Genomic DNA, 21939 nt, shown 5'->3' with positions numbered 1-21939 from the left:
AATTCAATCCCATGTCTAAGCGTGGTCTCGGAAAAGGACTGGATGCGTTATTGTCGACCAGTTCGTTTGCTCGTGAAAAACAGCATATTGCATCGCATAGCCAAGAATTATCGGCAGACGGTGAGTTAACCGATTTAGCGATTGGTCAATTGCAGCCGGGCGTATACCAACCGCGTAAAGATATGGCGCCTGAAGCGCTAGAAGAACTAGCGGCTTCGATTCAATCACAAGGCATTATTCAACCAATCGTGGTTCGCCAGGTCGAAAATGGTCAGTTTGAGATCATCGCAGGTGAGCGCCGCTGGCGTGCTGCAAGGCAGGCGGGTTTAAAACGCGTGCCGTGTTTGGTGAAAAAAGTTGAAGATCGTGCCGCCATCGCCATGGCGTTGATTGAAAACATTCAACGTGAAGACTTGAATGTGATTGAGGAAGCCCAAGCGCTTGAACGTCTACAAGATGAATTCACGCTGACACATCAGCAAGTGGCCGATGTGATTGGTAAATCAAGAACGACGGTCAGTAACCTATTACGTCTGAATCAGTTGGAAGTTGATGTAAAAGGTCTGGTTGCAGATAAAAAATTGGAAATGGGTCATGCTCGAGCTCTGTTAGCGTTAGAAGGCGAACAGCAAGTCGAAGTAGCTCAACAAGTGGCTAAGAAGCAAATGACTGTTCGCCAAACCGAACAGTTAGTAAAAAAGTGCTTAGCCCCACAAAATGAGCAAAAAGGGCAACAAGAGGATACCGAAGCCGAGCAAATGTCGCATAAATTGAGTCAGCTGCTTGATGCAAAAGTTTCTCTTACCCGTTCTGCAAACGGAAAAGCGAAATTGACGATAAGTCTTGATGAGCCTCACAAATTGGACCAACTAATTGCCAAGCTTGAGGCCTAGATGAGATAATTGATTTAGGTCAATTAATCTAATTAATCGAATTTTGTGCGAAAGTTGTCGTTTTGTAAACAAAACTGTAAGTTTTTGATGCAATCGAATTGCTTTACGTTGAACTGAACGTATAATTTTCGCCAATTTCCCAGCACAGAGAGTTAAGTGCGAAGTGGATATTACTAGAGGTACGAATACATGGTAGCTGCGTTAGCTAGACCAGGACGAGAGCTCGCAAGGCAATTGTTAATGATCCAGTCTGGCGCGGTTATTTTTGTGGCAGCAGGAATGGCGGTAGCCATAAATCCTGACTGGGGATTTTCAGCGCTGATTGGCGGAGGCATTTTTGTTGTTGCCAATGCAGTATTCGCGCTGTGTGCTTTCATGTTTAGTGGAGCTCGCGCTGCCAAGCGCATCGCTGCTTCCTTCTATACGGGTGAAGTACTGAAAATTCTCATCACGGTTGCACTGTTCTATGTTGCCTACATGTATATGCAGGTGGAACTTGTTCCCCTCAAACTAACCTATTTGCTGGTACTAGGTATTAATATCTGTGCACCAGTGCTATTCATTAACAACAAAAAATAGGATGAGTTATGGCTGCGCCAGGTGAAGCGCTAACATCGTCCGGTTACATTGCCCACCACCTTTCTAACCTATCGCTATACAAGTTGGGTTTAGTAGGGTCGGAGACAAGTTTCTGGAACGTACATATCGATAGCCTGTTTTTTTCTTGGTTTACTGGTTTAATTTTCCTCGGAATTTTTTACAAAGTAGCAAAGAGAACAACAGCGGGTGTACCGGGTAAGCTTCAGTGTGCTGTAGAAATGATCGTTGAATTTGTCGCCGATAACGTCAAAGACACGTTCCATGGACGCAACCCACTGATCGCGCCTTTAGCACTGACTATCTTTTGTTGGGTATTTTTGATGAACGTGATGGACTTAGTTCCTATCGACTTCTTACCATACCCAGCAGAGCATTGGCTAGGTATTCCTTACCTTAAGGTTGTACCGTCTGCTGATGTGAATATCACCATGGCTATGGCTCTAGGCGTTTTTGCATTGATGATTTACTACAGCATCAAAGTAAAAGGTCTAGGTGGATTCGCAAAAGAACTTGCACTACATCCATTCAATCACCCACTGATGATTCCGTTTAACCTACTAATTGAAGTGGTATCGCTATTAGCGAAACCTCTATCACTTGGTATGCGTCTATTCGGTAACATGTTCGCGGGTGAGGTTGTATTCATTCTTTGTGCGGCAATGCTACCATGGTACTTACAATGGATGGGTTCACTACCGTGGGCAATCTTCCATATCTTGGTTATTACGATTCAAGCCTTCGTATTCATGATGTTGACAATTGTTTACCTGTCAATGGCACACGAAGATCCTGATCATTAATTTTTTTAAAGCTTTTTATTTGGGCACTAAGCCAACAACTATAAATTGGAGATAGTAATGGAAACTTTACTGAGCTTTTCTGCAATCGCCGTAGGTATTATCGTCGGTCTTGCTTCTCTTGGTACAGCGATTGGTTTCGCACTGCTAGGTGGTAAATTCCTAGAAGGTGCTGCACGTCAACCAGAAATGGCTCCTATGCTACAAGTTAAGATGTTCATCATCGCGGGTCTACTTGATGCGGTTCCAATGATCGGTATCGTAATCGCGCTACTATTCACTTTCGCAAACCCATTCGTTGGTCAACTAGGTTAATCACCTTTAACTCGGGACGGGCGATTATCGCTTGTCACTGATTAACACTAAGTCCAAATAGAGGGGTAGCTGTTGTGAACATAAACGCAACTCTGCTAGGTCAAGCAATCTCGTTCGCACTATTTGTGTGGTTCTGCATGAAGTATGTATGGCCACCATTGATGCAAGCGATCGAAGAGCGTCAGAAGAAAATTGCTGATGGTCTTCAAGCAGCAGAACGTGCTGCGAAAGACTTGGATCTAGCACAAGCCAACGCTTCTGATCAATTGAAAGAAGCGAAGCGCACAGCAACTGAGATCATCGAACAAGCGAACAAACGTAAGTCTCAAATTCTTGATGAAGCTCGCGAGGAAGCTCAGGCAGAACGCCAGAAAATCCTAGCGCAAGCAGAAGCAGAACTTGAAGCTGAACGCAATCGTGCACGCGATGAGCTGCGCAAACAAGTTGCTACTCTGGCTGTAGCTGGTGCTGAGAAAATCCTTGAGCGTTCTATCGATAAAGATGCGCAAAAAGATATTCTCGACAACATTACTGCAAAACTTTAAGTCTGGGGGCGCATATGTCTGATTTGACTACTATCGCACGCCCCTATGCTAAAGCAGCCTTCGACTTTGCTTTAGAGAAAGACCAGTTGGACCAATGGGGCCAAATGTTATCTTTTGCTGCTGAAGTGGCCAAAAACGAACAAATGAACGAACTACTAACGGGTTCGGTTTCTGCTGACAAAATGGCAGAAATTTTTGTTGCAGTTTGCGGCGAACAAGTTGATGCGCACGGTCAAAACCTTTTGAAGGTAATGGCTGAGAATGGTCGTTTAGCGGCCCTTCCTGATGTTTGCACGGAGTTTTTTACTCTGAAAAAAGAACATGAGAAAGAAATTGATGTTGAAGTAATTTCAGCAACAGAGCTTTCTGATGAACAACTTGCAAACATTGGCAGCAAACTTGAAAAGCGTCTTGAACGCAAAGTGAAGCTGAATTGCAGTGTAGATGAGACCCTACTTGGTGGGGTTATTATTCGAGCCGGAGACCTAGTCATCGATGACTCAGCGCGTGGTCGTTTGAACCGCCTGAGCGATGCATTGCAGTCTTAATGGGGATTGGAGCATGCAACTTAATTCCACGGAAATTAGCGATCTGATCAAACAACGTATCGAATCTTTCGAAGTTGTTAGTGAAGCTCGCAACGAGGGTACTATCGTATCGGTAAGCGATGGTATCATCCGCATCCACGGCCTAGCGGACGTGATGCAAGGTGAAATGATTGAATTACCGGGTGGCCGTTATGCACTGGCACTTAACCTTGAGCGTGACTCGGTTGGTGCGGTTGTAATGGGCCCATATGCTGACCTTAAGGAAGGCATGAAAGTTACAGGTACTGGCCGCATTCTTGAAGTGCCAGTTGGTCCAGAACTACTAGGCCGCGTAGTAAATACGCTGGGTGAGCCTATCGATGGTAAAGGTCCAATCGAAGCGAAAATGACTTCGCCTGTAGAAGTGATCGCACCAGGTGTAATCGACCGTAAATCGGTAGACCAACCTGTGCAAACTGGTTATAAGTCAGTTGACTCAATGATCCCAATCGGTCGTGGTCAGCGTGAGCTTATCATCGGTGACCGTCAGATTGGTAAAACAGCACTGGCGATCGACGCGATCATCAACCAGAAAGACTCTGGTATTTTCTCTATCTACGTAGCAATCGGTCAGAAAGCATCGACTATCGCTAACGTTGTTCGCAAACTAGAAGAGCACGGCGCACTACAAAATACTATCGTTGTAGTTGCATCAGCTTCTGAATCTGCAGCGCTTCAATACCTAGCGCCTTACGCAGGTTGTGCGATGGGTGAATACTTCCGCGATCGCGGTGAAGACGCACTGATTGTTTACGATGATCTATCTAAGCAAGCGGTAGCTTACCGTCAGATCTCTCTACTACTTAAACGTCCACCAGGCCGTGAGGCATTCCCAGGTGACGTATTCTACTTACACTCGCGTCTACTAGAGCGTGCAGCTCGTGTAAACGAAGAGTACGTAGAGCGTTTCACTAACGGTGAAGTGAAAGGTAAGACTGGTTCTTTGACTGCTCTTCCTATCATCGAAACTCAAGCAGGTGACGTTTCAGCATTCGTACCGACTAACGTAATCTCGATTACCGATGGTCAGATCTTCCTACAAACTGAGCTATTCAACGCTGGTGTTCGTCCTGCTGTTGACCCTGGTATCTCAGTATCTCGTGTAGGTGGTTCAGCTCAGACGAAAATCATCAAGAAACTATCAGGTGGTATCCGTACAGCACTAGCTGCATACCGTGAACTAGCGGCATTTGCTCAGTTCTCTTCTGACCTTGATGACGCAACGAAGAAACAGCTAGACCATGGTCAAAAAGTTACAGAACTAATGAAGCAGAAGCAGTACGCTCCAATGTCTGTATTTGACCAAGCCCTAACTATCTTCGCGGCAGAGCGCGGTTACCTTGATGATGTAGAACTTAACAAAGTTCTAGATTTCGAGGCGGCTCTACTATCGTACGCTCGCGGTCAATACGCTGAACTAGCAGCTGAGATCGACAAGTCTGGCGCTTACAACGATGAAATCGAAGCTCAGTTGAAGAAACTGACTGACGACTTCAAAGCAACCCAAACTTGGTAATTAGGTCGGTGGCAGTTTCTGCCACCAACTAACGGAGAGTAACGATGGCCGGCGCAAAAGAGATACGTAATAAAATCGGTAGTGTTAAAAGCACTCAGAAAATTACGAAAGCGATGGAAATGGTAGCAGCTTCAAAAATGCGTCGTTCTCAAGATGCAATGGAAGCTTCTCGTCCATACGCTGAAACAATGCGTAAAGTGATCGGTCATGTGGCTAACGCAAACCTAGAGTACCGTCATCCGTACCTAGAAGAGCGTGAAGCTAAACGTGTTGGTTACATCATCGTTTCGACAGACCGTGGTCTGTGTGGTGGTTTGAACATTAACGTGTTCAAAAAAGCCGTTACAGACATGCAAGCATGGAGAGAGAAAGGTGCTGAGATTGAGCTAGCCGTTGTTGGCTCAAAAGCAACAGCTTTCTTTAAACATGGTGGCGCAAAAGTTGCGGCACAGGTTTCTGGTCTTGGAGATAATCCAAGCCTACAAGACCTAATCGGCTCTGTTGGCGTAATGCTGAAGAAATACGATGAAGGTGAACTGGACCGTCTATATGTAGTATTCAACAAGTTTGTTAATACTATGGTTCAGCAACCAACGATCGATCAATTGCTACCTTTGCCTAAATCGGACAGCGAAGAGATGCAGCGTGAGCATTCATGGGACTACATCTATGAGCCTGAACCAAAACCTCTACTGGATACGCTATTAGTGCGTTACGTAGAGTCTCAGGTATACCAAGGTGTGGTTGAGAACCTTGCTTGTGAGCAAGCGGCTCGAATGATTGCGATGAAGGCTGCAACGGATAACGCAACCAGTTTGATTGACGATTTGGAACTTGTGTACAACAAAGCCCGTCAGGCTGCGATTACACAAGAACTATCAGAAATCGTTGGTGGTGCAGCTGCGGTTTAAGCTTAGGTAAAACGAAATAGTTTAGAGGATTAACGATGGCTACAGGTAAGATCGTACAGATCATCGGTGCGGTAGTCGACGTAGAGTTCCCACAGAGCAATGTACCTAGTGTATATGACGCTCTAAACGTAACGGACTCAAAAGAGCGTCTAGTTCTTGAAGTTCAACAACAGCTAGGCGGTGGCGTAGTTCGTTGTATCGTAATGGGTAGCTCTGATGGTTTACGTCGTGGAGTAGAAGTGGTTAACACTGGCGCTCCAATTTCAGTACCAGTAGGTACTAAAACTCTAGGTCGTATCATGAACGTCCTAGGTGACGCGATTGACGAGCGTGGTGAAGTGGGTGCGGAAGAGGTTTACTCTATCCACCGTAGTGCACCAAGCTACGAAGAGCAATCAAACGAAATTGCACTTCTAGAAACGGGCGTTAAAGTAATCGACCTAATTTGTCCATTCGCTAAGGGTGGTAAAATCGGTCTATTCGGTGGTGCTGGTGTAGGTAAGACCGTTAACATGATGGAACTTATCAACAACATCGCACTACAGCACTCAGGTCTATCAGTATTTGCTGGTGTTGGTGAGCGTACTCGTGAAGGTAACGATTTCTACTACGAGATGCAGGAAGCGGGCGTTGTAAACGTTGAGAAGCCTGAAGAATCAAAAGTAGCGATGGTTTACGGTCAGATGAACGAGCCACCAGGTAACCGTCTACGTGTTGCACTGACTGGTCTAACAATGGCAGAGCGTTTCCGTGACGAAGGTCGTGACGTACTACTGTTCATTGATAACATCTACCGTTACACACTTGCAGGTACAGAGGTATCAGCACTACTAGGTCGTATGCCTTCTGCGGTAGGTTACCAGCCAACTCTTGCAGAAGAGATGGGTGTACTTCAGGAGCGTATCACGTCAACGAAATCAGGTTCTATCACGTCTGTTCAGGCGGTATACGTACCAGCGGATGACTTGACTGACCCGTCTCCAGCAACAACGTTCGCGCACTTGGATGCAACGGTTGTACTTAACCGTAACATCGCTGCAATGGGTCTATACCCTGCGATCGACCCGCTAGATTCAACATCTCGTATGCTTGATCCACTAGTCGTTGGTCAAGATCACTACGAAGTTGCTCGTGGTGTTCAGCAGACTCTTCAGCGCTACAAAGAGCTGAAAGATATCATTGCTATCCTAGGTATGGACGAGCTATCTGAAGAAGATAAGCAAGTTGTATCTCGTGCACGTAAGATTGAGCGTTTCCTAACTCAGCCTTACCACGTAGCAGAAGTATTTACAGGTGACCCTGGTATTTACGTACCTCTAAAAGAGACTCTACGTGGCTTTAAAGGTCTACTAGCTGGTGAATACGACGACATTCCTGAGCAGGCATTTATGTACTGCGGTAGCATCGACGATGCTATTGAGAATGCGAAGAAGCTATAAGGCTAACTAGGAGGCGATATGGCAGCAATAACCTTTCACCTAGACGTAGTAAGCGCTGAGAAGAAAATCTTCTCTGGTCGTGTTGAAACGTTTCAGGTGACCGGTAGCGAAGGTGAACTTGGTATTTTCCATGGTCACACACCGCTGCTGACCGCTATCAAGCCTGGTATGGTGCGTATTGTGAAACAGCACGGCCACGAAGAAATTATTTATGTTTCTGGTGGTATGGTAGAGATTCAGCCTGGTACAGCGACTGTACTAGCTGATACAGCTATCCGTGGTGAAGAGCTAGACGCAGCGAAGGCAGAAGAAGCCAAACGCCGCGCTGAGGAGCAAATCCAGAATCAGCATGGTGACATGGACTTCGCACAAGCGGCCAGTGAACTGGCTAAAGCCATTGCTCAGCTACGAGTTATCGAGCTGACAAAAAAGCGTCGCTAAGCTCAATTAGCAACGTTGCATGAAAAAAGGCGGCCAATTGGTCGCCTTTTTGATTAATTTTAGTTGGAAATTTACCTTACTCCATTAACTATTTTAAAAGAGCTGTTTAAAATAACGGCCAATTAACATAAAACGTCAATAGGTTATCAATGAAATTCAGTGCTGTGATTCTTGCAGCGGGTAAAGGTACCCGTATGCATTCGAACATGCCTAAGGTGCTACACACTTTGGCAGGTAAGCCAATGGCAAAACATGTGATTGATACATGTACAGGTCTAGGTGCACAAAATATCCACTTGGTCTTTGGCCACGGTGGTGATCAAATGCAAACCACTCTTGCAGAAGAGCCTGTAAATTGGGTGCTTCAAGCGGAGCAGTTAGGGACAGGTCATGCGGTTGATCAAGCGTCTCCGAAGTTTGAAGACGATGAAAAAGTACTGGTGCTTTACGGTGATGTTCCACTGATTTCAGCTGAAACGATTGAAAACCTATTAGATGCACAGCCAACAGGCGGTATTGCACTACTAACAGTGATTCTAGATAACCCGACAGGCTACGGTCGTATTATCCGTAAGAATGGTCCTGTTGTGGCGATCGTTGAGCAAAAAGATGCAACAGAAGAACAAAAACAAATTAAAGAGATCAACACTGGCGTGATGGTTGCGACTGGTGGGGATCTTAAGCGTTGGTTGTCTGGCTTAAACAACAACAACGCACAAGGCGAATACTACCTAACTGACGTTATTGCAGCTGCACACGATGAAGGTCGTGCCGTTGAGGCAGTACACCCAGTCAATGCCATTGAGGTGGAAGGGGTCAACGACCGCGCACAGCTTGCTCGTCTAGAGCGTGCTTTCCAGTCAATGCAAGCTCAGAAACTACTAGAGCAAGGTGTCATGCTACGCGATCCAGCACGCTTTGATTTGCGTGGTGAGTTACAGTGCGGTATGGACTGTGAAATCGACGTGAATGTTATCATCGAAGGTAAAGTTTCACTGGGTGATAACGTGGTTATCGGTGCGGGTTGTGTACTGAAAGATTGTGAAATCGACGACAACACCATCGTTCGCCCTTACAGTGTGATTGAAGGTGCAACGGTTGGTGAAGAATGTACGGTTGGTCCATTTACTCGCCTTCGTCCTGGTGCTGAAATGCGTAACGATTCCCATGTGGGTAACTTCGTTGAAGTGAAAAATGCGCGCATCGGAGAAGGTTCAAAAGCGAACCACCTAACTTACTTAGGTGATGCAGAGATCGGTCAACGTACTAACATCGGTGCAGGTACTATCACTTGTAACTACGATGGTGCGAACAAGTTTAAAACCATCATCGGTAATGATGTTTTTGTTGGTTCTGATAGCCAGCTGGTGGCGCCTGTCACTATCGCTGATGGCGCAACCATCGGTGCAGGCACGACACTAACAAAAGATGTTGAAGAAGGTGAGTTAGTAATTACTCGCGTCAAAGAGCGCAAAATTACTGGCTGGCAGCGTCCTGTAAAACAAAAATAAGCATTACCTACACTCTGTCTCTATATTGTCAAAGCCGCTCAACAAGAGCGGCTTTGTTGTTTCTAGCTAAGGCTTCATCGCTAGTAGCTAGGAATGGCAATACGTTTTTCGAGCCAACGAACGGCTTGAGATACAAATAGGATGAGCAACAAGTACTCCAAAACGAGGAAGGTATAAATTTCTAGGGGTAAGTACTCATTCACCACCAGCTCATTAGCACGGCGAGTGAGATCGCTTAAACCAATCACACTGACTAAAGAACTCATCTTGAGGATGTAGACGAATTGATTGCCCAGTGGTGGGAGAATTTGCCGAAACGCTTGGGGAAGAATTACCAAGCGCATCTTTTGCCAATAGCTTAAGCCCAAAGATTCAGCCGCTTCATGCTGGCCACGGCTGATAGCTTGTATTCCACCGCGAAATACTTCCGCCATAAACGCGCTCTCAGCGATAGTCAGTGCAATAACACCCGCCCAAAAGTGATTGAGTGAGACATCCAATAGCGTAGGCATGCCGTAATACACCCAAAGTAGTAAGACTAAAACTGGCACTGAACGGACTACCTCGACATAAATACGGTTTATCCACTTCAGAGAGGCAGAGTCCGACAGAGCGGGTAACGCAACGATCAGGCCCAAGCTCATCGCAAATAACATACTGAGGAGTGATACCTGAATGGTGTCATTAAACCCAGCGATTAAAAACTTTAGATTAGTGAGCCCTTGATCCGTCGAAGGGTCAAGTACATACCAGCCCCATTGATAATCTGAACAACCAGTGAGTAATAGCAGTGAAAACAGCCATAGAGTTCGAAACGTCACATTTACTCCCTGAATTAACTAAAAAACTTCCTTTGTTGCTGCTATGTTATCAGTAGAGCTCTAATAAAGGTTAATTATTAAACCGTATAAGGTCATTATTTTTAAGGGAATAAAAATGAGAAAGATTTTACTAGTGCTAGGAATGTGTTTGCTTGCTGCGACTCAAGTCGCTCACGCTGAAAGCCGTCTTCAATCCATTTTAGACAATGGCGTACTCCGAGTTGGAACGACGGGAGATTGGAATCCGATGACGATGAAAGACCCTGCGACAAACAGTTATCGTGGCTTCGATATCGATGTAACAACAGAACTTGCTAAAGATCTCGGTGTAAAAGTGGAGTATGTTCCCACGGATTGGAAGACGCTAGTTAATGGCATTACCGCCAACAAATACGACATTACTGGCAGCGCATCTCTGAACATGTCGCGCGCGAAAGTAGCTGGATACAGCCAGCCGTATTTCTACCTTGCCTTTGTACCTGTGGTGCAAAAGAAAGATCTCGCCAAATTCTCTGATTGGGCGGATTTTAATAAACCAGAAGTAAAAGTCGCGGCGACGTTAGGTACGGTATAAGAAAAAATGGTGAAAGAGTTCTTCCCGTCTGCTCAACATATTGTTATTGAAGCGCCAGCGCGCGACTTCCAAGAACTACTAGCTCGCAGGGCCGATGTATCGGTGACGTCCAATGTGGAAGCAGCGACGTTGGTGGATAAGTTTAAACAGTTGGCGATAGTGCCAGTGACCGCACCGCGTAAACCAACCCCAATTGCTATGTTGTTGCCGCAAGACGATCAAGTATGGATTAATTATATCAATCACTGGGTAGAGTTGAAAAAGACTCAAGGCTTTTTTAAGCAGACTGCCAAGAAGTGGGGGTTGAAAAGCTTATAAACAGAAAGAGCCGCATTGCGCGGCTCTTTTTATTATCTGAACGATTAAAGTTCGTCTTCACTCACGACTCGGGCGTTGTCAGGAGTCGTAAAGTGCTTGGATAATTCGCGATTCGACAGAATGTATCCCATCCACAGCCCACCCATACAGATGATGATTGCGATGCCAGTAACCATCTGAGCTTGGCTTGCCATTGCGGCTACCAATGCACTTGAGAAGCTACTTACACAGATTTGCAGGCTGTTTTGCAGACCTGCTGCTGTTGCAGGACTCTGTTGTGCGCTGGCCAGTGCACGGTTTACCACGATTGGGTACAGCGCGCCGTTAGCAACGGCAATCAAACAGAATGGCGCAAGAATAGGCCAAATCGATGACAGCTCCCACTGTGAAGCAATGAAAATCATTAATGCCGCGACACTAAATAGGCCAATCAGTTGGCGCAGAACCTTTTCATCACCAAATTTTCGAACGCCTACTTTACCTAAGTAGCCACCAGCCATAAACGCGATAGTTTGTGGGATAAAGCTCAAACCAATATCTTTTGCTTCGTAGCCCAGTTGCGCCATGATTTCTGGCATCCCAGTTAGGTAAGCAAAGAATGCAGCTGAAGCCGTCGCAAACATAAACACGTTGCCAAGGTATTTTTTAGAACTCAGAAGCGCTTTGATGTCGGCAGACATACTGGTTTGTTTGATTTCTGCTTTCTCGTCTTTTTGTGCCATGGTCGCAAAGACCAAAAAGACACCAACCAGTGTTAGCGTAATAAAGATACTGTGCCAGCCGAAGTTATCTGCCAACACAACCCCTAATTGAGGTGCTAGTGCTGGTGATAGCGCGACGAGTGGCATGATTGTCGCAAAAATTTGTTGGCTACTGCTTGAGTAGCGCTTAATGACCATAGCCTGCCAGATCACGGCTGGTGCACACACACCGATAGCTTGGATAAAGCGCAGTGTGAGTAGTTGCCATACTTGATCACAGAAAGCCAAACCGAATGACGCGATAGTAAATAGCACCAACCCGGCTGCGAGTGTATTACGATGGCCAAATTTATCGGATGCCAATCCCCACATTAGTTGACCAATCGCCATACCAACGAGGAATACCGTTAAAGAGAGCGCAATTTGCTCAGGGCCTGTTGCAAAGTCGATTTCCATCGCTTTGAATGCTGGCAGATACATATCGGTAGCAACGAAGCCAAGCATCGATAATGCTGCCAGATAAATGAGCTGTAGTTTTGAGATTTTCATGATTCAACCAGTCAAATTATTTAATCATTTTTTAATCAACATCAGTTGGCGCCAACCCTGATTTATTTACCTTATTATTCTATTTTTCGATTTTGAGAAAATAAAACGCTAAAATTGTTGGTTATCAATCAAATTTTTTGAAAGGTTAAATCATGTTCTCTAAAGCGTCTTTGGAAATGCTGGATACGGTTGCCCGTTTAGGCAGTTTCACCGCTGCGGCTGAGGTATTGCATAAAGTCCCCTCAGCCATTAGCTATGGAGTAAGGCAGGTCGAGCAAGATTTAGATGTGGTGCTGTTTCGACGTTTACCAAGGAAAGTCGAGCTAACTCCAGCGGGTGAACTTTTTATGGCCGAGGCGCGCTCTTTGCTGCGTCAAATGGAAGAGGTGAAAGCACAAACGCGGCGAGCGGCTCAAGGATGGAAAAGCACGTTAAAGCTGACCTTAGATAACGTGGTGAAGTTAGAAAAACTCAAACCTTTGGTGGAAGATTTCTATCGCGAGTTTGAATTTGCTGAATTGCAGATCAATATGGAGGTCTTCAATGGTTCTTGGGAAGCCATAGCACAAGGTCGAGCCGACATTGTCGTTGGCGCGACGTCTGCGGTTCCCGTTGGTGGGGATTTTGAAGTCAAAGATATGGGCGTATTAGATTGGGCATTTGTGATGTCTCCTGCTCATCCTTGTGTTCGCCAACAAGTGCTGACTGAAGAGTTTGTGAGTCAATTTCCGGCGATCTGTCTTGATGATACTTCGAACGTGCTGCCAAAACGCCATACTGGCCATTATCTGCAACAGCGCCGATTATTATTGCCCAATTGGTATAGTGCGATTGAATGTTTAAAAAATGGGGTGGGCGTGGGTTACATGCCACGTCATATTGCAACACCCTTAATCAATGATGGTGTGCTGGTGGAGAAGGTCATGCCGGATGATAAACCGCTCAGTCACTGCTGCTTAGTATGGCGCAAAGATGATAATCATAAATTGATCCAGTGGATGGTGGACTATCTTGGGTCGCCTAATCAGCTACATAAAGATTGGTTACAGTCATAAAAAACACCTCGCTAATGCGAGGTGTTGTCTTTGATATATTTGAAATGTGGCGTTTTATGACAAGAAAAACTTATACGAAGGGTTGTCTGTTTCGTCTTTGCATTGATAGCCAAGTTCGCGCAAATGCGCAGAAAACTGAGCTAAGTCGCTTTCATCTAACTCGAAACCACATAAAACACGTCCGTAGTCAGCGCCGTGGTTACGGTAGTTGAACAAACTGATATTCCAGTGTGTGCCGAGTGTGCTTAAGAACTTAAGTAGCGCCCCAGGATACTCTGGGAATTCAAAGCTGTAGAGGCGCTCTTTAAGCGGCTTAGACGGCTTACCACCAATCATGTAGCGCACGTGCAGCTTCGCCATTTCATCATCAGACAAATCAACCACTGGGTAGCCACCATCACGTAAGTCGTGAATGATATGTTCTAGCTCTTCCTGACCGCCTTGCAAACGCACACCGACAAAGATATTTGCCAATGCGTCATCGTTGTAGCGGTAGTTAAACTCCGTTACGGCGCGGCCGCCAATGAGGTTACAGAACTCAAAGAAGGCACCTTGACGCTCAGGAATGGTGACGGCAAGCAAACCTTCACGTTTCTCACCAAGCTCGCAACGCTCAGAAACATAACGTAGACCGTGGAAGTTGGTGTTTGCGCCAGACAATACCGTACCTAAGTTTTTGTCTTTCAGCTTGTTCTGTTCAGCAAACTTCTTCAGCCCCGCCAGAGCAAGTGCGCCCGAAGGTTCAGCAATGGCGCGAGTGTCTTCAAAGATGTCTTTTACTGCTGCGCAGATTTCATCGCTAGAGACTGCAATATGGCCATCAATGTACTTTTGGCATAGACGAAACGTCTCTTCACCAATGCGTTTTACTGCAACGCCATCGGCAAACATGCTGACCTGGTCTAATACTACTGGTTCACCTGCATCCAATGCCGCTTTGAGGCATGAAGAATCCTCTGGCTCGACCGCAATCACTTTGATTTCTGGCATGAGCTGCTTCACGAGTACTGCAACACCCGCAGCCAAACCGCCACCACCGACAGGAACGAAGATGTAGTCAAGGTGACCATTTTGTTGCAGCATTTCCATGCCGATGGTGCCTTGACCAGCAATCACCAGTGGATGATCGAACGGTGGGACAAAGGTGTACCCGTTTAACTCGGATAGACGCTCTGCCTCGGCTTTGGCCTCATCAAAGTTACTGCCGTGCAGCACTACATTGCCACCGAAGCCACGTACCGCATCGACTTTGATGTCTGGTGTGGTTTTAGGCATCACGATGGTGGTTTTGATGCCTAGCTTAGTACCAGAGAGCGCCATGCCTTGAGCGTGGTTACCTGCCGATGCTGCAATGACACCAGCGGCTTTTTGTGCTTCAGATAAACTCGCCACCATGTTGTATGCACCGCGCAATTTGAACGAGTGTACGGGTTGGCGATCTTCACGCTTGATCTGCACGTTATTCCCGATACGTGCAGATAAACGAGGCATTTCTTGCAGTGGCGTCACTGTTGCTACTTCATAAACAGGTGCGCGAAGGATTTGGCGCAGATAATCTGCGCCAGTTTGGTTCACTTGTTTTTCGGGTTGAGCTTCCATCATTGCTAGCCCTCTAGCTTCGACTTGTCTCGTACTGCACCCTTGTCAGCACTGGTTGCCATACTCGCGTACGCTTTGAGTGCAAATGAAACTTCACGTTGGCGGTCAACTGGTTTCCAGCCTAGTTCGTCTTGTTTTGCACGGCGCTCAGCAAGTTCTTGTTCAGACACTTGGAGTGAAATTGAACGGTTTGGAATATCAATTGCGATCATATCGCCTTGTTTTACCAGACCAATTGCACCGCCGTTTGCTGCTTCAGGAGAGGCGTGACCGATTGACAGACCTGATGTGCCGCCAGAGAAACGGCCGTCAGTCAGAAGTGCACACTCTTTGCCAAGGCCCATCGATTTTAGATAAGTGGTTGGGTAAAGCATTTCTTGCATGCCCGGACCACCTTTAGGGCCTTCGTAACGGATAACAACCACGTCGCCTGCTTTTACTTTGCCACCCAAGATGCCTTCTACGGCGTCTTCTTGGCTTTCAAATACCACGGCTGGACCAGTGAATTTATGAATGCTCTCATCCACACCAGCAGTCTTAACGATACAACCATCTAATGCGATGTTGCCTGATAGAACGGCTAGACCACCTTCTTGGCTAAAGGCATGATCGATAGTACGAATACAACCTTCCGCACGGTCGTCATCAAGGCGATCCCAGCGGCAATCTTGTGAGAACGCTTGAGTAGTACGAATACCCGCGGGACCTGCGCGGTAGAACTTAAGTACTTCTTCGTCTTCAGTTTGGATGATGTCGTATTTCGCCAGCTGCTCTTTCATCGAAAGGCCAAGCACGGTGCGCGCATCATTGTGTAGAAGACCTGCACGATCTAACTCACCAAGAATTGCCATGACGCCACCAGCGCGGTGTACGTCTTCCATGTGATATTTCTGGGTAGATGGTGCCACTTTACATAGGTGTGGTACTTGGCGTGATAGGCGATCGATATCTTCCATATCGAAATCCACTTCACCTTCTTGCGCTGCAGCCAACAGGTGCAAAATGGTGTTGGTTGAGCCACCCATTGCAATATCCAGTGCCATCGCATTTTCGAACGCATCAAACGTAGCGATGTTGCGTGGCAGTGCTGATTCGTCATCTTGCTCGTAGTAACGACGAGTCAGTTCAACGATGCGACGACCTGCATTAAGGAACAGTTGTTCACGGTCAGCGTGCGTTGCCAGCATAGAACCGTTACCTGGTTGAGAAAGACCCAGTGCTTCCGTTAGACAGTTCATTGAGTTTGCAGTGAACATGCCTGAACACGATCCACACGTTGGACATGCGCTGCGTTCGATCTGCTCGCTTTGCTCATCAGACACTTTTGGATCCGCGCCTTGGATCATCGCATCTACAAGGTCTAGTTTGATGATCTGATCAGAAAGCTTGGTTTTACCCGCTTCCATTGGACCACCAGAAACAAAGATAACAGGGATGTTAAGACGCATAGATGCCATCAACATTCCTGGAGTGATTTTGTCACAGTTAGAGATACATACCATGGCATCGGCACAGTGCGCGTTGACCATGTATTCTACTGAGTCTGCGATCAGTTCGCGTGAAGGCAGAGAGTACAGCATGCCGCCGTGACCCATTGCGATACCATCATCAACCGCGATGGTGTTGAATTCTTTCGCAATACCGCCAGCTTTTTCGATTTCGCGTGCTACAAGCTGGCCCATGTCTTTCAGGTGTACGTGACCCGGAACAAATTGAGTAAACGAGTTTACAACGGCGATGATTGGTTTACCGAAGTCTTCTTCTTTCACACCCGTTGCACGCCACAGTGCTCGTGCACCCGCCATGTTACGACCATGTGTGGTGGTAGCTGATCTATATTTTGGCATTTCCTAATCCTTCTTACTTCTGTTCTGGGTACACATAGTCTAACCAGCCCCACTTATCTTCCGTGGTGCCGTCAAATAGGCCAAAGTAGGCTGCTTGTAGTTCTTTAGTGATAGGGCCGCGCTTACCAGTGCCCACTTCAATCTTGTCGATGGTTGCCACTGGTACAATCTCAGCCGCAGTACCTGTCATGAAGACTTCATCGGCAAGGTAAAGGGCTTCACGAGCAATGTTCGCTTCACGTACTTCGTAGCCTTTATCGCGTGCAATTGTCATGATCGAGTCACGAGTGATGCCCGGTAGAATCGCGCTAGTTGCTGGTGGTGTGGTGATTACGCCATCTTTGATAACGAAGATGTTTTCACCAGCCCCTTCCGATAGGTAACCATCTACGCTTAGCGCAATACCTTCGTCGTAACCGTGACGACGCGCTTCACCACCAACCAGTAGTGAAGATAGGTAGTTACCGCCTGCTTTAGCCGCAGTTGGGATGGTGTTTGGCGCAGCGCGATTCCAGCTTGAAATCATCGCATCGACACCTTTTTCTAGCGCTTCTTCGCCTAAGTAAGAGCCCCAAGGGAATGCGGCAATGATTAGATCCATCTCAGTGCCAACTGGTGGACACACGCCCAAACCGACATTACCCACAAAACCCAATGGGCGAATGTAAGCGCTATCGAGTTTGTTTTGGCGAAGTGTTTCTCGGGTCGCTTCCATGATTTCTTCTACAGAGAAAGGGATCGGAAAGCGGTAAATCTTGGCAGAATCTTTTAGACGTTGTGCATGCTCACGGTGACGGAAGACAATTGGGCCTTTTGGTGTGTTGTAACAGCGCACGCCTTCAAACACGGATGTACCATAGTGCATTGCGTGAGTCAGAACGTGAACGTTCGCCTCTGCCCATGGAACCATCTCACCATTAAACCAAATGAAATCTGCAGTTTTCGTTGCCATTTGTTGCCTTCCTTATGCACTTACGTGTTGTTGTAAGTTGTGATTTGGCAGTTCATCGTTGCGGATTTTTAGCACCTCAACCTTACGAACGTCCCACAACTTCTCTATTTGATTGATCAAAAACGAGATTGGTCGATCGCTATCGACGATGATCTCGACGCTGGCTACTTTGCTTTCGTGGTTTTGCGTAGCAGCGACTTGTTTGATCACGAAACCTCGGTGACGAATCACACGTAGAACGCGCTCCAACAGTACCGGTTTGTCATCGGCTTTGATGTCGAGTAAATATCTGTCCATGCGATTGTCTCCTATGTATTTTCCAACATATCACTGTTTGATGCGCCAGGTGGCACCAATGGCCACACGTTTTCTTCTTCATCAATCAAAACGTGAAGCATGTAAGAAGTTTCACTCGCTAGCATCTCTTTGAGAGCAGGTTCGACTTCTTCTTTCTTGGTGATGGTTTTGCCCGGGATATCGAATGCTTTTGCTAACATCACGAAATCTGGGTTGTCATCAAGAATGGTTTCACTGTGGCGACCGTCAAAGAACAATGACTGCCATTGGCGAACCATGCCAAGACGTTGGTTATTAAGAAGGACAATCTTCACTGGAATCTGACGACGCTTCAGCGTGCCCAATTCCTGAACGTTCATCATAAATGAACCGTCACCTGTAATAAGGATAGACTGATCATCAGGACGTGCGACTGCAGCACCCATCGCCGCTGGCAAGCCAAAGCCCATGGTGCCAAGGCCAGCAGAAGTGATAAAATTTTGTGGTTCGCGTGGCTGGATATGTTGCGCTGCCCACATCTGGTGCTGACCGACGTCGGTCGAGACAATTGAGCTATCTGGCATCATGTCAGACAGCTGTTTAAGCAATAGCGGTGCGTAGATTAACTCGCCTGGGTGGTCGTAACGCCACTTAAAGCCGCTGCGCAGACTTTCACTGTGATGAACCCACGGTGAAATATCTTGAGTTAGCTCTAGCTGAGGAAGAATGGTGTTGATGTCGCCACGTAATGGTGCGTTGGCGTGGCGCAGTTTATGAATCTCCGCAGCATCAATGTCGATGTGAATCACTTTCGCATTTGGTGCAAACGTGTCGAGCTTACCCGTCACACGGTCATCAAAGCGCGCGCCAACCACGATCAATAGATCGGCTTCTTGAACCACTAGGTTAGCGGCTTTGGTGCCGTGCATACCCAACATACCAAGATAGTGAGGATCATGGCGTTCAATGGTACCGAGGCCTTTTAATGTGCTAACTGCAGGCATTGGGTTTAAGCGAAGAAATTCGCGTACTGCATCGGTTGCTTTCGCAAGTTGCACGCCACCACCAACATACAACACTGGGCGAGTAGATGCTGCCAGCACATCTTGCGCACGTTTGATATCTTCAGCGCTGACATCTTCGATTGCTGGTGCTATGTATGGAGGAAGAAGGTCTGTAGGTGCTTGAGCGAGTTGAACGTCTTTGGCGATATCGACAATGACTGGACCCGGACGACCGGTTTTTGCGACCTCAAAGGCTTCGGCAAGTGTCGGAGCTAGATCTTCAATTTCGGTCACGAGATAGCTGTGCTTAGTACAGGCTAGGGACATTCCGATCACATCCATTTCTTGGAATGCATCGGTACCGATATGAGAGCTAGCAACCTGGCCTGTGATGGCAACTAGAGGTACGGAGTCAAGGAAAGCGTCGGCAAGGCCGGTAACAAGGTTAGTGGCTCCAGGGCCAGAAGTTGCCATGCACACAGCAACGTCTTGAGTGGAACGAGCCATCCCAATAGCTGCCATAGCGGCCCCTTGCTCGTGACGGCATAGGATGTGTTCCACCCCACCGTCATACAAAGCATCATAGATTGGCATGATGGCCCCGCCGGGGTAGCCAAAAACGGTTTCGATGCCTTGCTGTCTTAAAGCGGCTACGACAAGTTGTGCACCAGTCATCGTAAACCTCCTTTGCTACGTTGTGGCTCGTAGCGATTGCCATATTTATTGCACTTCATGTGCACTCCCATTCTTCCCGTTAAACTGTCCGAGGGTTAGACAGATGACAACTTGTAGTTGTAAAAAAACCCCCGGACTTTTCAGTGCGGGGGTTTTTTGTAATTTGTGGTTACCTTTCGCCCACAATACCCCGCGCGGTGCCAATAATGACCACGATAATCAGGGCTAGCAGTGCGTTGATATGAGCGAAAAGGTTCATCTGTCTGTCGTTCTTTTTTCGTTAAAAAATGTTGTGTAATGTTCTACGAAATTGTTTGCGTCATTAGTGGTATCACACAATTCCGCTGCATGACAAGCAAAAAGTCATTCTTTTTTCACATTAACTCTCAATTGGGACGCGGTATATAACATAACCAACTAGATAAAACATTTGTTTACAGAGTGTTCAAAAAAATTGAGGAACGTATGGGGCTGGCAATCATTCATAGTCGAGCAAGCGTCGGGGTGCAAGCGCCATCGGTTAGTGTAGAAGTTCATATCAGCAACGGCATGCCAGGGTTTACCTTAGTAGGCTTGCCAGAGACAACGGTAAAAGAGTCCAAAGATCGCGTACGCAGTGCGATCATTAATTCTAACTTTCAATTTCCTGCTAAGCGGATCACCGTGAACTTGGCTCCGGCAGATCTACCCAAGGAGGGAGGGCGTTTTGATCTTCCTATTGCATTGGGAATTTTGGCCGCTTCGGAGCAAATCGCGACAGATAAGCTCAAAAACTACGAATTTGTTGGTGAGTTAGCGTTATCTGGTGGTCTGAGACCTGTAAAAGGTGTGCTGCCTGCTGCGCTGGAAGCCAGTAAGATTCAACGTCATTTGGTCGTCCCACATGTGAATGGCGATCAGGCGGCGCTGGTGGGGAAGGAACAACATAAATCGGCCCAATCATTACTGGAAGTATGTGCCGAGCTTTGTGGTCAACATCGACTGAATCTTTTTCAAACGCCTAAGCGAAAAACGATCGAAAAACATGGTCGAGACTTACAAGATATTATTGGCCAACAACAAGGTAAGCGAGCACTGGAGATTGCTGCCGCTGGAAACCACAACTTACTTTTCCTTGGCCCGCCAGGTACTGGAAAAACGATGTTGGCTTCGCGTTTGTGTGACTTATTACCGGAAATGAGTGACGAAGAAGCAATGGAAACCGCTTCGGTGGCATCGTTGACTCAGAGTGAAATTAATGAGCATAACTGGAAGTCGCGTCCGTTTCGTTCTCCGCATCATTCAAGTTCAATGGCGGCATTAGTCGGCGGTGGTTCGGTACCCAGACCAGGGGAGATCTCTTTAGCCCACAACGGGTTATTGTTTCTCGATGAAATGCCCGAATTTGATCGTAAAGTTCTGGACTCGTTACGCGAACCGCTCGAATCTGGCGAGATCATTATCTCTCGAGCGCAAGGTAAAACACGCTTTCCGGCTCGTTTCCAATTAGTTGGAGCATTGAACCCAAGCCCGACAGGATATTACGAAGGCAATCAAGCGCGCACCAATCCACAAGCTATTTTGCGCTACCTTGGTCGATTATCTGGACCACTGTTAGATCGCTTTGATATGTCTTTAGAAATCCCAGCTTTGCCCAAAGGGACATTAGCAGAAGGAGGTGATCGCGGTGAGCCGACTGCTATCGTAAAAGCGCGTGTGAGCCATGCGCGTAACAATATGCTAAACCGCAGTGGTAAGGTCAATGCACTGCTAGGTAGTCGAGAAATTGAGGCGTTTTGTCCCTTGCATAAGAGTGATGCTGAGTTTCTTGAAACCGCTTTGCACCGTTTAGGACTCTCGATTCGTGCGTATCATCGTATTATCAAAGTGGCGCGAACAATCGCCGATCTGGATGGGGCGGAGCAAATTGAACGAACGCACTTGGCCGAGGCACTTGGGTATCGAGCGATGGACCGTTTACTGAAACAGCTTACGGCGCAAGCGGTATAGACAGCAAAGTGTCATCGCAACAAG

General features: G+C 46.9%; 20 protein-coding genes and 1 pseudogene. 14 read left to right on the top strand and 7 right to left on the bottom strand.

Annotated elements, in window-relative coordinates:
- The first annotated feature begins 11 nt into the window (after window positions 1-11).
- The 11 genes from R7Q39_RS23080 to glmU all read left to right on the top strand — a co-directional run bounded on the left by R7Q39_RS23080 (window position 12) and on the right by glmU (window position 9555).
- Window positions 12-893 carry a ParB/RepB/Spo0J family partition protein gene (locus tag R7Q39_RS23080; RefSeq protein ID WP_005383840.1) on the top strand — a complete coding sequence of 294 codons (882 nt, stop codon included), beginning with the start codon at window positions 12-14 and terminating at the stop codon, window positions 891-893.
- A gap of 189 nt (window positions 894-1082) precedes the next feature.
- On the top strand, window positions 1083-1472 hold the full coding sequence (locus tag R7Q39_RS23075) for a F0F1 ATP synthase subunit I (protein ID WP_005378921.1): 390 nt from the start codon (window positions 1083-1085) through the stop codon (window positions 1470-1472).
- 8 nt (window positions 1473-1480) lie between these two features.
- On the top strand, window positions 1481-2293 hold the full coding sequence (gene atpB, locus R7Q39_RS23070; RefSeq protein WP_005378922.1) for a F0F1 ATP synthase subunit A: 813 nt from the start codon (window positions 1481-1483) through the stop codon (window positions 2291-2293).
- A 57-nt stretch (window positions 2294-2350) separates the two neighbouring features.
- The gene (gene atpE, locus R7Q39_RS23065) at window positions 2351-2605 is read left to right on the top strand and encodes a F0F1 ATP synthase subunit C (RefSeq protein WP_002540812.1); all 255 of its coding nucleotides are present in this window, start codon (window positions 2351-2353) and stop codon (window positions 2603-2605) included.
- Between the two features lie 74 nt (window positions 2606-2679).
- On the top strand, window positions 2680-3150 hold the full coding sequence (gene atpF / locus R7Q39_RS23060) for a F0F1 ATP synthase subunit B (protein ID WP_005378929.1): 471 nt from the start codon (window positions 2680-2682) through the stop codon (window positions 3148-3150).
- A gap of 14 nt (window positions 3151-3164) precedes the next feature.
- Window positions 3165-3698 carry a F0F1 ATP synthase subunit delta gene (gene atpH, locus R7Q39_RS23055; RefSeq protein ID WP_017635596.1) on the top strand — a complete coding sequence of 178 codons (534 nt, stop codon included), beginning with the start codon at window positions 3165-3167 and terminating at the stop codon, window positions 3696-3698.
- A 13-nt stretch (window positions 3699-3711) separates the two neighbouring features.
- Entirely contained in the window at window positions 3712-5253 is a 1542-nt protein-coding gene (atpA, locus tag R7Q39_RS23050; protein WP_005378931.1) for a F0F1 ATP synthase subunit alpha, read from the top strand.
- A gap of 44 nt (window positions 5254-5297) precedes the next feature.
- A complete protein-coding gene (gene atpG, locus R7Q39_RS23045; protein ID WP_005378932.1) occupies window positions 5298-6164 on the top strand; it encodes a F0F1 ATP synthase subunit gamma in 867 nt (288 codons plus the stop codon).
- Between the two features lie 35 nt (window positions 6165-6199).
- Window positions 6200-7603 (top strand): F0F1 ATP synthase subunit beta, encoded by a 1404-nt coding sequence (gene atpD, locus R7Q39_RS23040; RefSeq protein WP_005383849.1) that lies wholly within the window; start codon window positions 6200-6202, stop codon window positions 7601-7603.
- Between the two features lie 18 nt (window positions 7604-7621).
- The gene (locus tag R7Q39_RS23035; RefSeq protein ID WP_005378937.1) at window positions 7622-8044 is read left to right on the top strand and encodes a F0F1 ATP synthase subunit epsilon; all 423 of its coding nucleotides are present in this window, start codon (window positions 7622-7624) and stop codon (window positions 8042-8044) included.
- A 149-nt stretch (window positions 8045-8193) separates the two neighbouring features.
- Window positions 8194-9555: a bifunctional UDP-N-acetylglucosamine diphosphorylase/glucosamine-1-phosphate N-acetyltransferase GlmU gene (gene glmU / locus R7Q39_RS23030; RefSeq protein WP_053304044.1), complete on the top strand. Its 1362-nt coding sequence runs from the start codon at window positions 8194-8196 to the stop codon at window positions 9553-9555.
- 80 nt (window positions 9556-9635) lie between these two features.
- Here the strand turns inward: glmU and R7Q39_RS23025 are convergent, their stop codons facing one another.
- Window positions 9636-10376 carry an amino acid ABC transporter permease gene (locus R7Q39_RS23025; protein WP_213969042.1) on the bottom strand — a complete coding sequence of 247 codons (741 nt, stop codon included), beginning with the start codon at window positions 10374-10376 and terminating at the stop codon, window positions 9636-9638.
- A 115-nt stretch (window positions 10377-10491) separates the two neighbouring features.
- On the opposite strand from R7Q39_RS23025, the pseudogene R7Q39_RS23020 reads away from it, so the two are divergent.
- Window positions 10492-11268 (top strand): annotated as a pseudogene (locus R7Q39_RS23020) (transporter substrate-binding domain-containing protein).
- A gap of 44 nt (window positions 11269-11312) precedes the next feature.
- On the opposite strand, the gene punC reads toward R7Q39_RS23020, so the two are convergent.
- Window positions 11313-12518, bottom strand: a complete 1206-nt coding sequence (punC, locus tag R7Q39_RS23015) for a purine nucleoside transporter PunC (protein WP_005378946.1) — start codon at window positions 12516-12518, stop codon at window positions 11313-11315.
- Window positions 12519-12670: 152 nt separating this feature from the next.
- Here punC and punR point away from each other — a divergent pair, with 152 nt between their 5' ends.
- Window positions 12671-13573, top strand: a complete 903-nt coding sequence (gene punR / locus R7Q39_RS23010) for a DNA-binding transcriptional activator PunR (RefSeq protein WP_239932351.1) — start codon at window positions 12671-12673, stop codon at window positions 13571-13573.
- Window positions 13574-13627: 54 nt separating this feature from the next.
- Here punR and ilvA read toward each other — a convergent pair whose 3' ends face one another.
- Genes ilvA through ilvG form a run of 5 tightly spaced genes read right to left on the bottom strand, consistent with a single transcriptional unit; the run spans window position 13628 to window position 19926 of the window.
- Window positions 13628-15175, bottom strand: a complete 1548-nt coding sequence (gene ilvA / locus R7Q39_RS23005) for a threonine ammonia-lyase, biosynthetic (RefSeq protein ID WP_215810514.1) — start codon at window positions 15173-15175, stop codon at window positions 13628-13630.
- 2 nt (window positions 15176-15177) lie between these two features.
- A complete protein-coding gene (gene ilvD, locus R7Q39_RS23000; protein ID WP_017635601.1) occupies window positions 15178-17019 on the bottom strand; it encodes a dihydroxy-acid dehydratase in 1842 nt (613 codons plus the stop codon).
- 13 nt (window positions 17020-17032) lie between these two features.
- Complete coding sequence (gene ilvE, locus R7Q39_RS22995; RefSeq protein ID WP_005378953.1) at window positions 17033-17971, bottom strand: branched-chain-amino-acid transaminase; 939 nt, start codon at window positions 17969-17971, stop codon at window positions 17033-17035.
- A 12-nt stretch (window positions 17972-17983) separates the two neighbouring features.
- Window positions 17984-18268, bottom strand: a complete 285-nt coding sequence (ilvM, locus tag R7Q39_RS22990) for an acetolactate synthase 2 small subunit (RefSeq protein ID WP_005378958.1) — start codon at window positions 18266-18268, stop codon at window positions 17984-17986.
- A gap of 11 nt (window positions 18269-18279) precedes the next feature.
- Window positions 18280-19926, bottom strand: coding sequence for an acetolactate synthase 2 catalytic subunit (gene ilvG, locus R7Q39_RS22985; RefSeq protein ID WP_005378960.1), 1647 nt, complete (start codon window positions 19924-19926; stop codon window positions 18280-18282).
- A gap of 465 nt (window positions 19927-20391) precedes the next feature.
- Between ilvG and R7Q39_RS22980 the strand changes: the two genes are divergently transcribed.
- On the top strand, window positions 20392-21915 hold the full coding sequence (locus tag R7Q39_RS22980) for a YifB family Mg chelatase-like AAA ATPase (protein WP_005383862.1): 1524 nt from the start codon (window positions 20392-20394) through the stop codon (window positions 21913-21915).
- Window positions 21916-21939: the final 24 nt, after the last annotated feature.

Origin of the sequence: Vibrio sp. 947 (assembly GCF_033339115.1) — a bacterium.
GTDB classification, from domain to species: Bacteria; Pseudomonadota; Gammaproteobacteria; order Enterobacterales; family Vibrionaceae; genus Vibrio; species Vibrio alginolyticus.
Note: the sequence above shows the minus strand (reverse complement) of the source record. Positions and strands in the feature narration are given on the sequence as shown.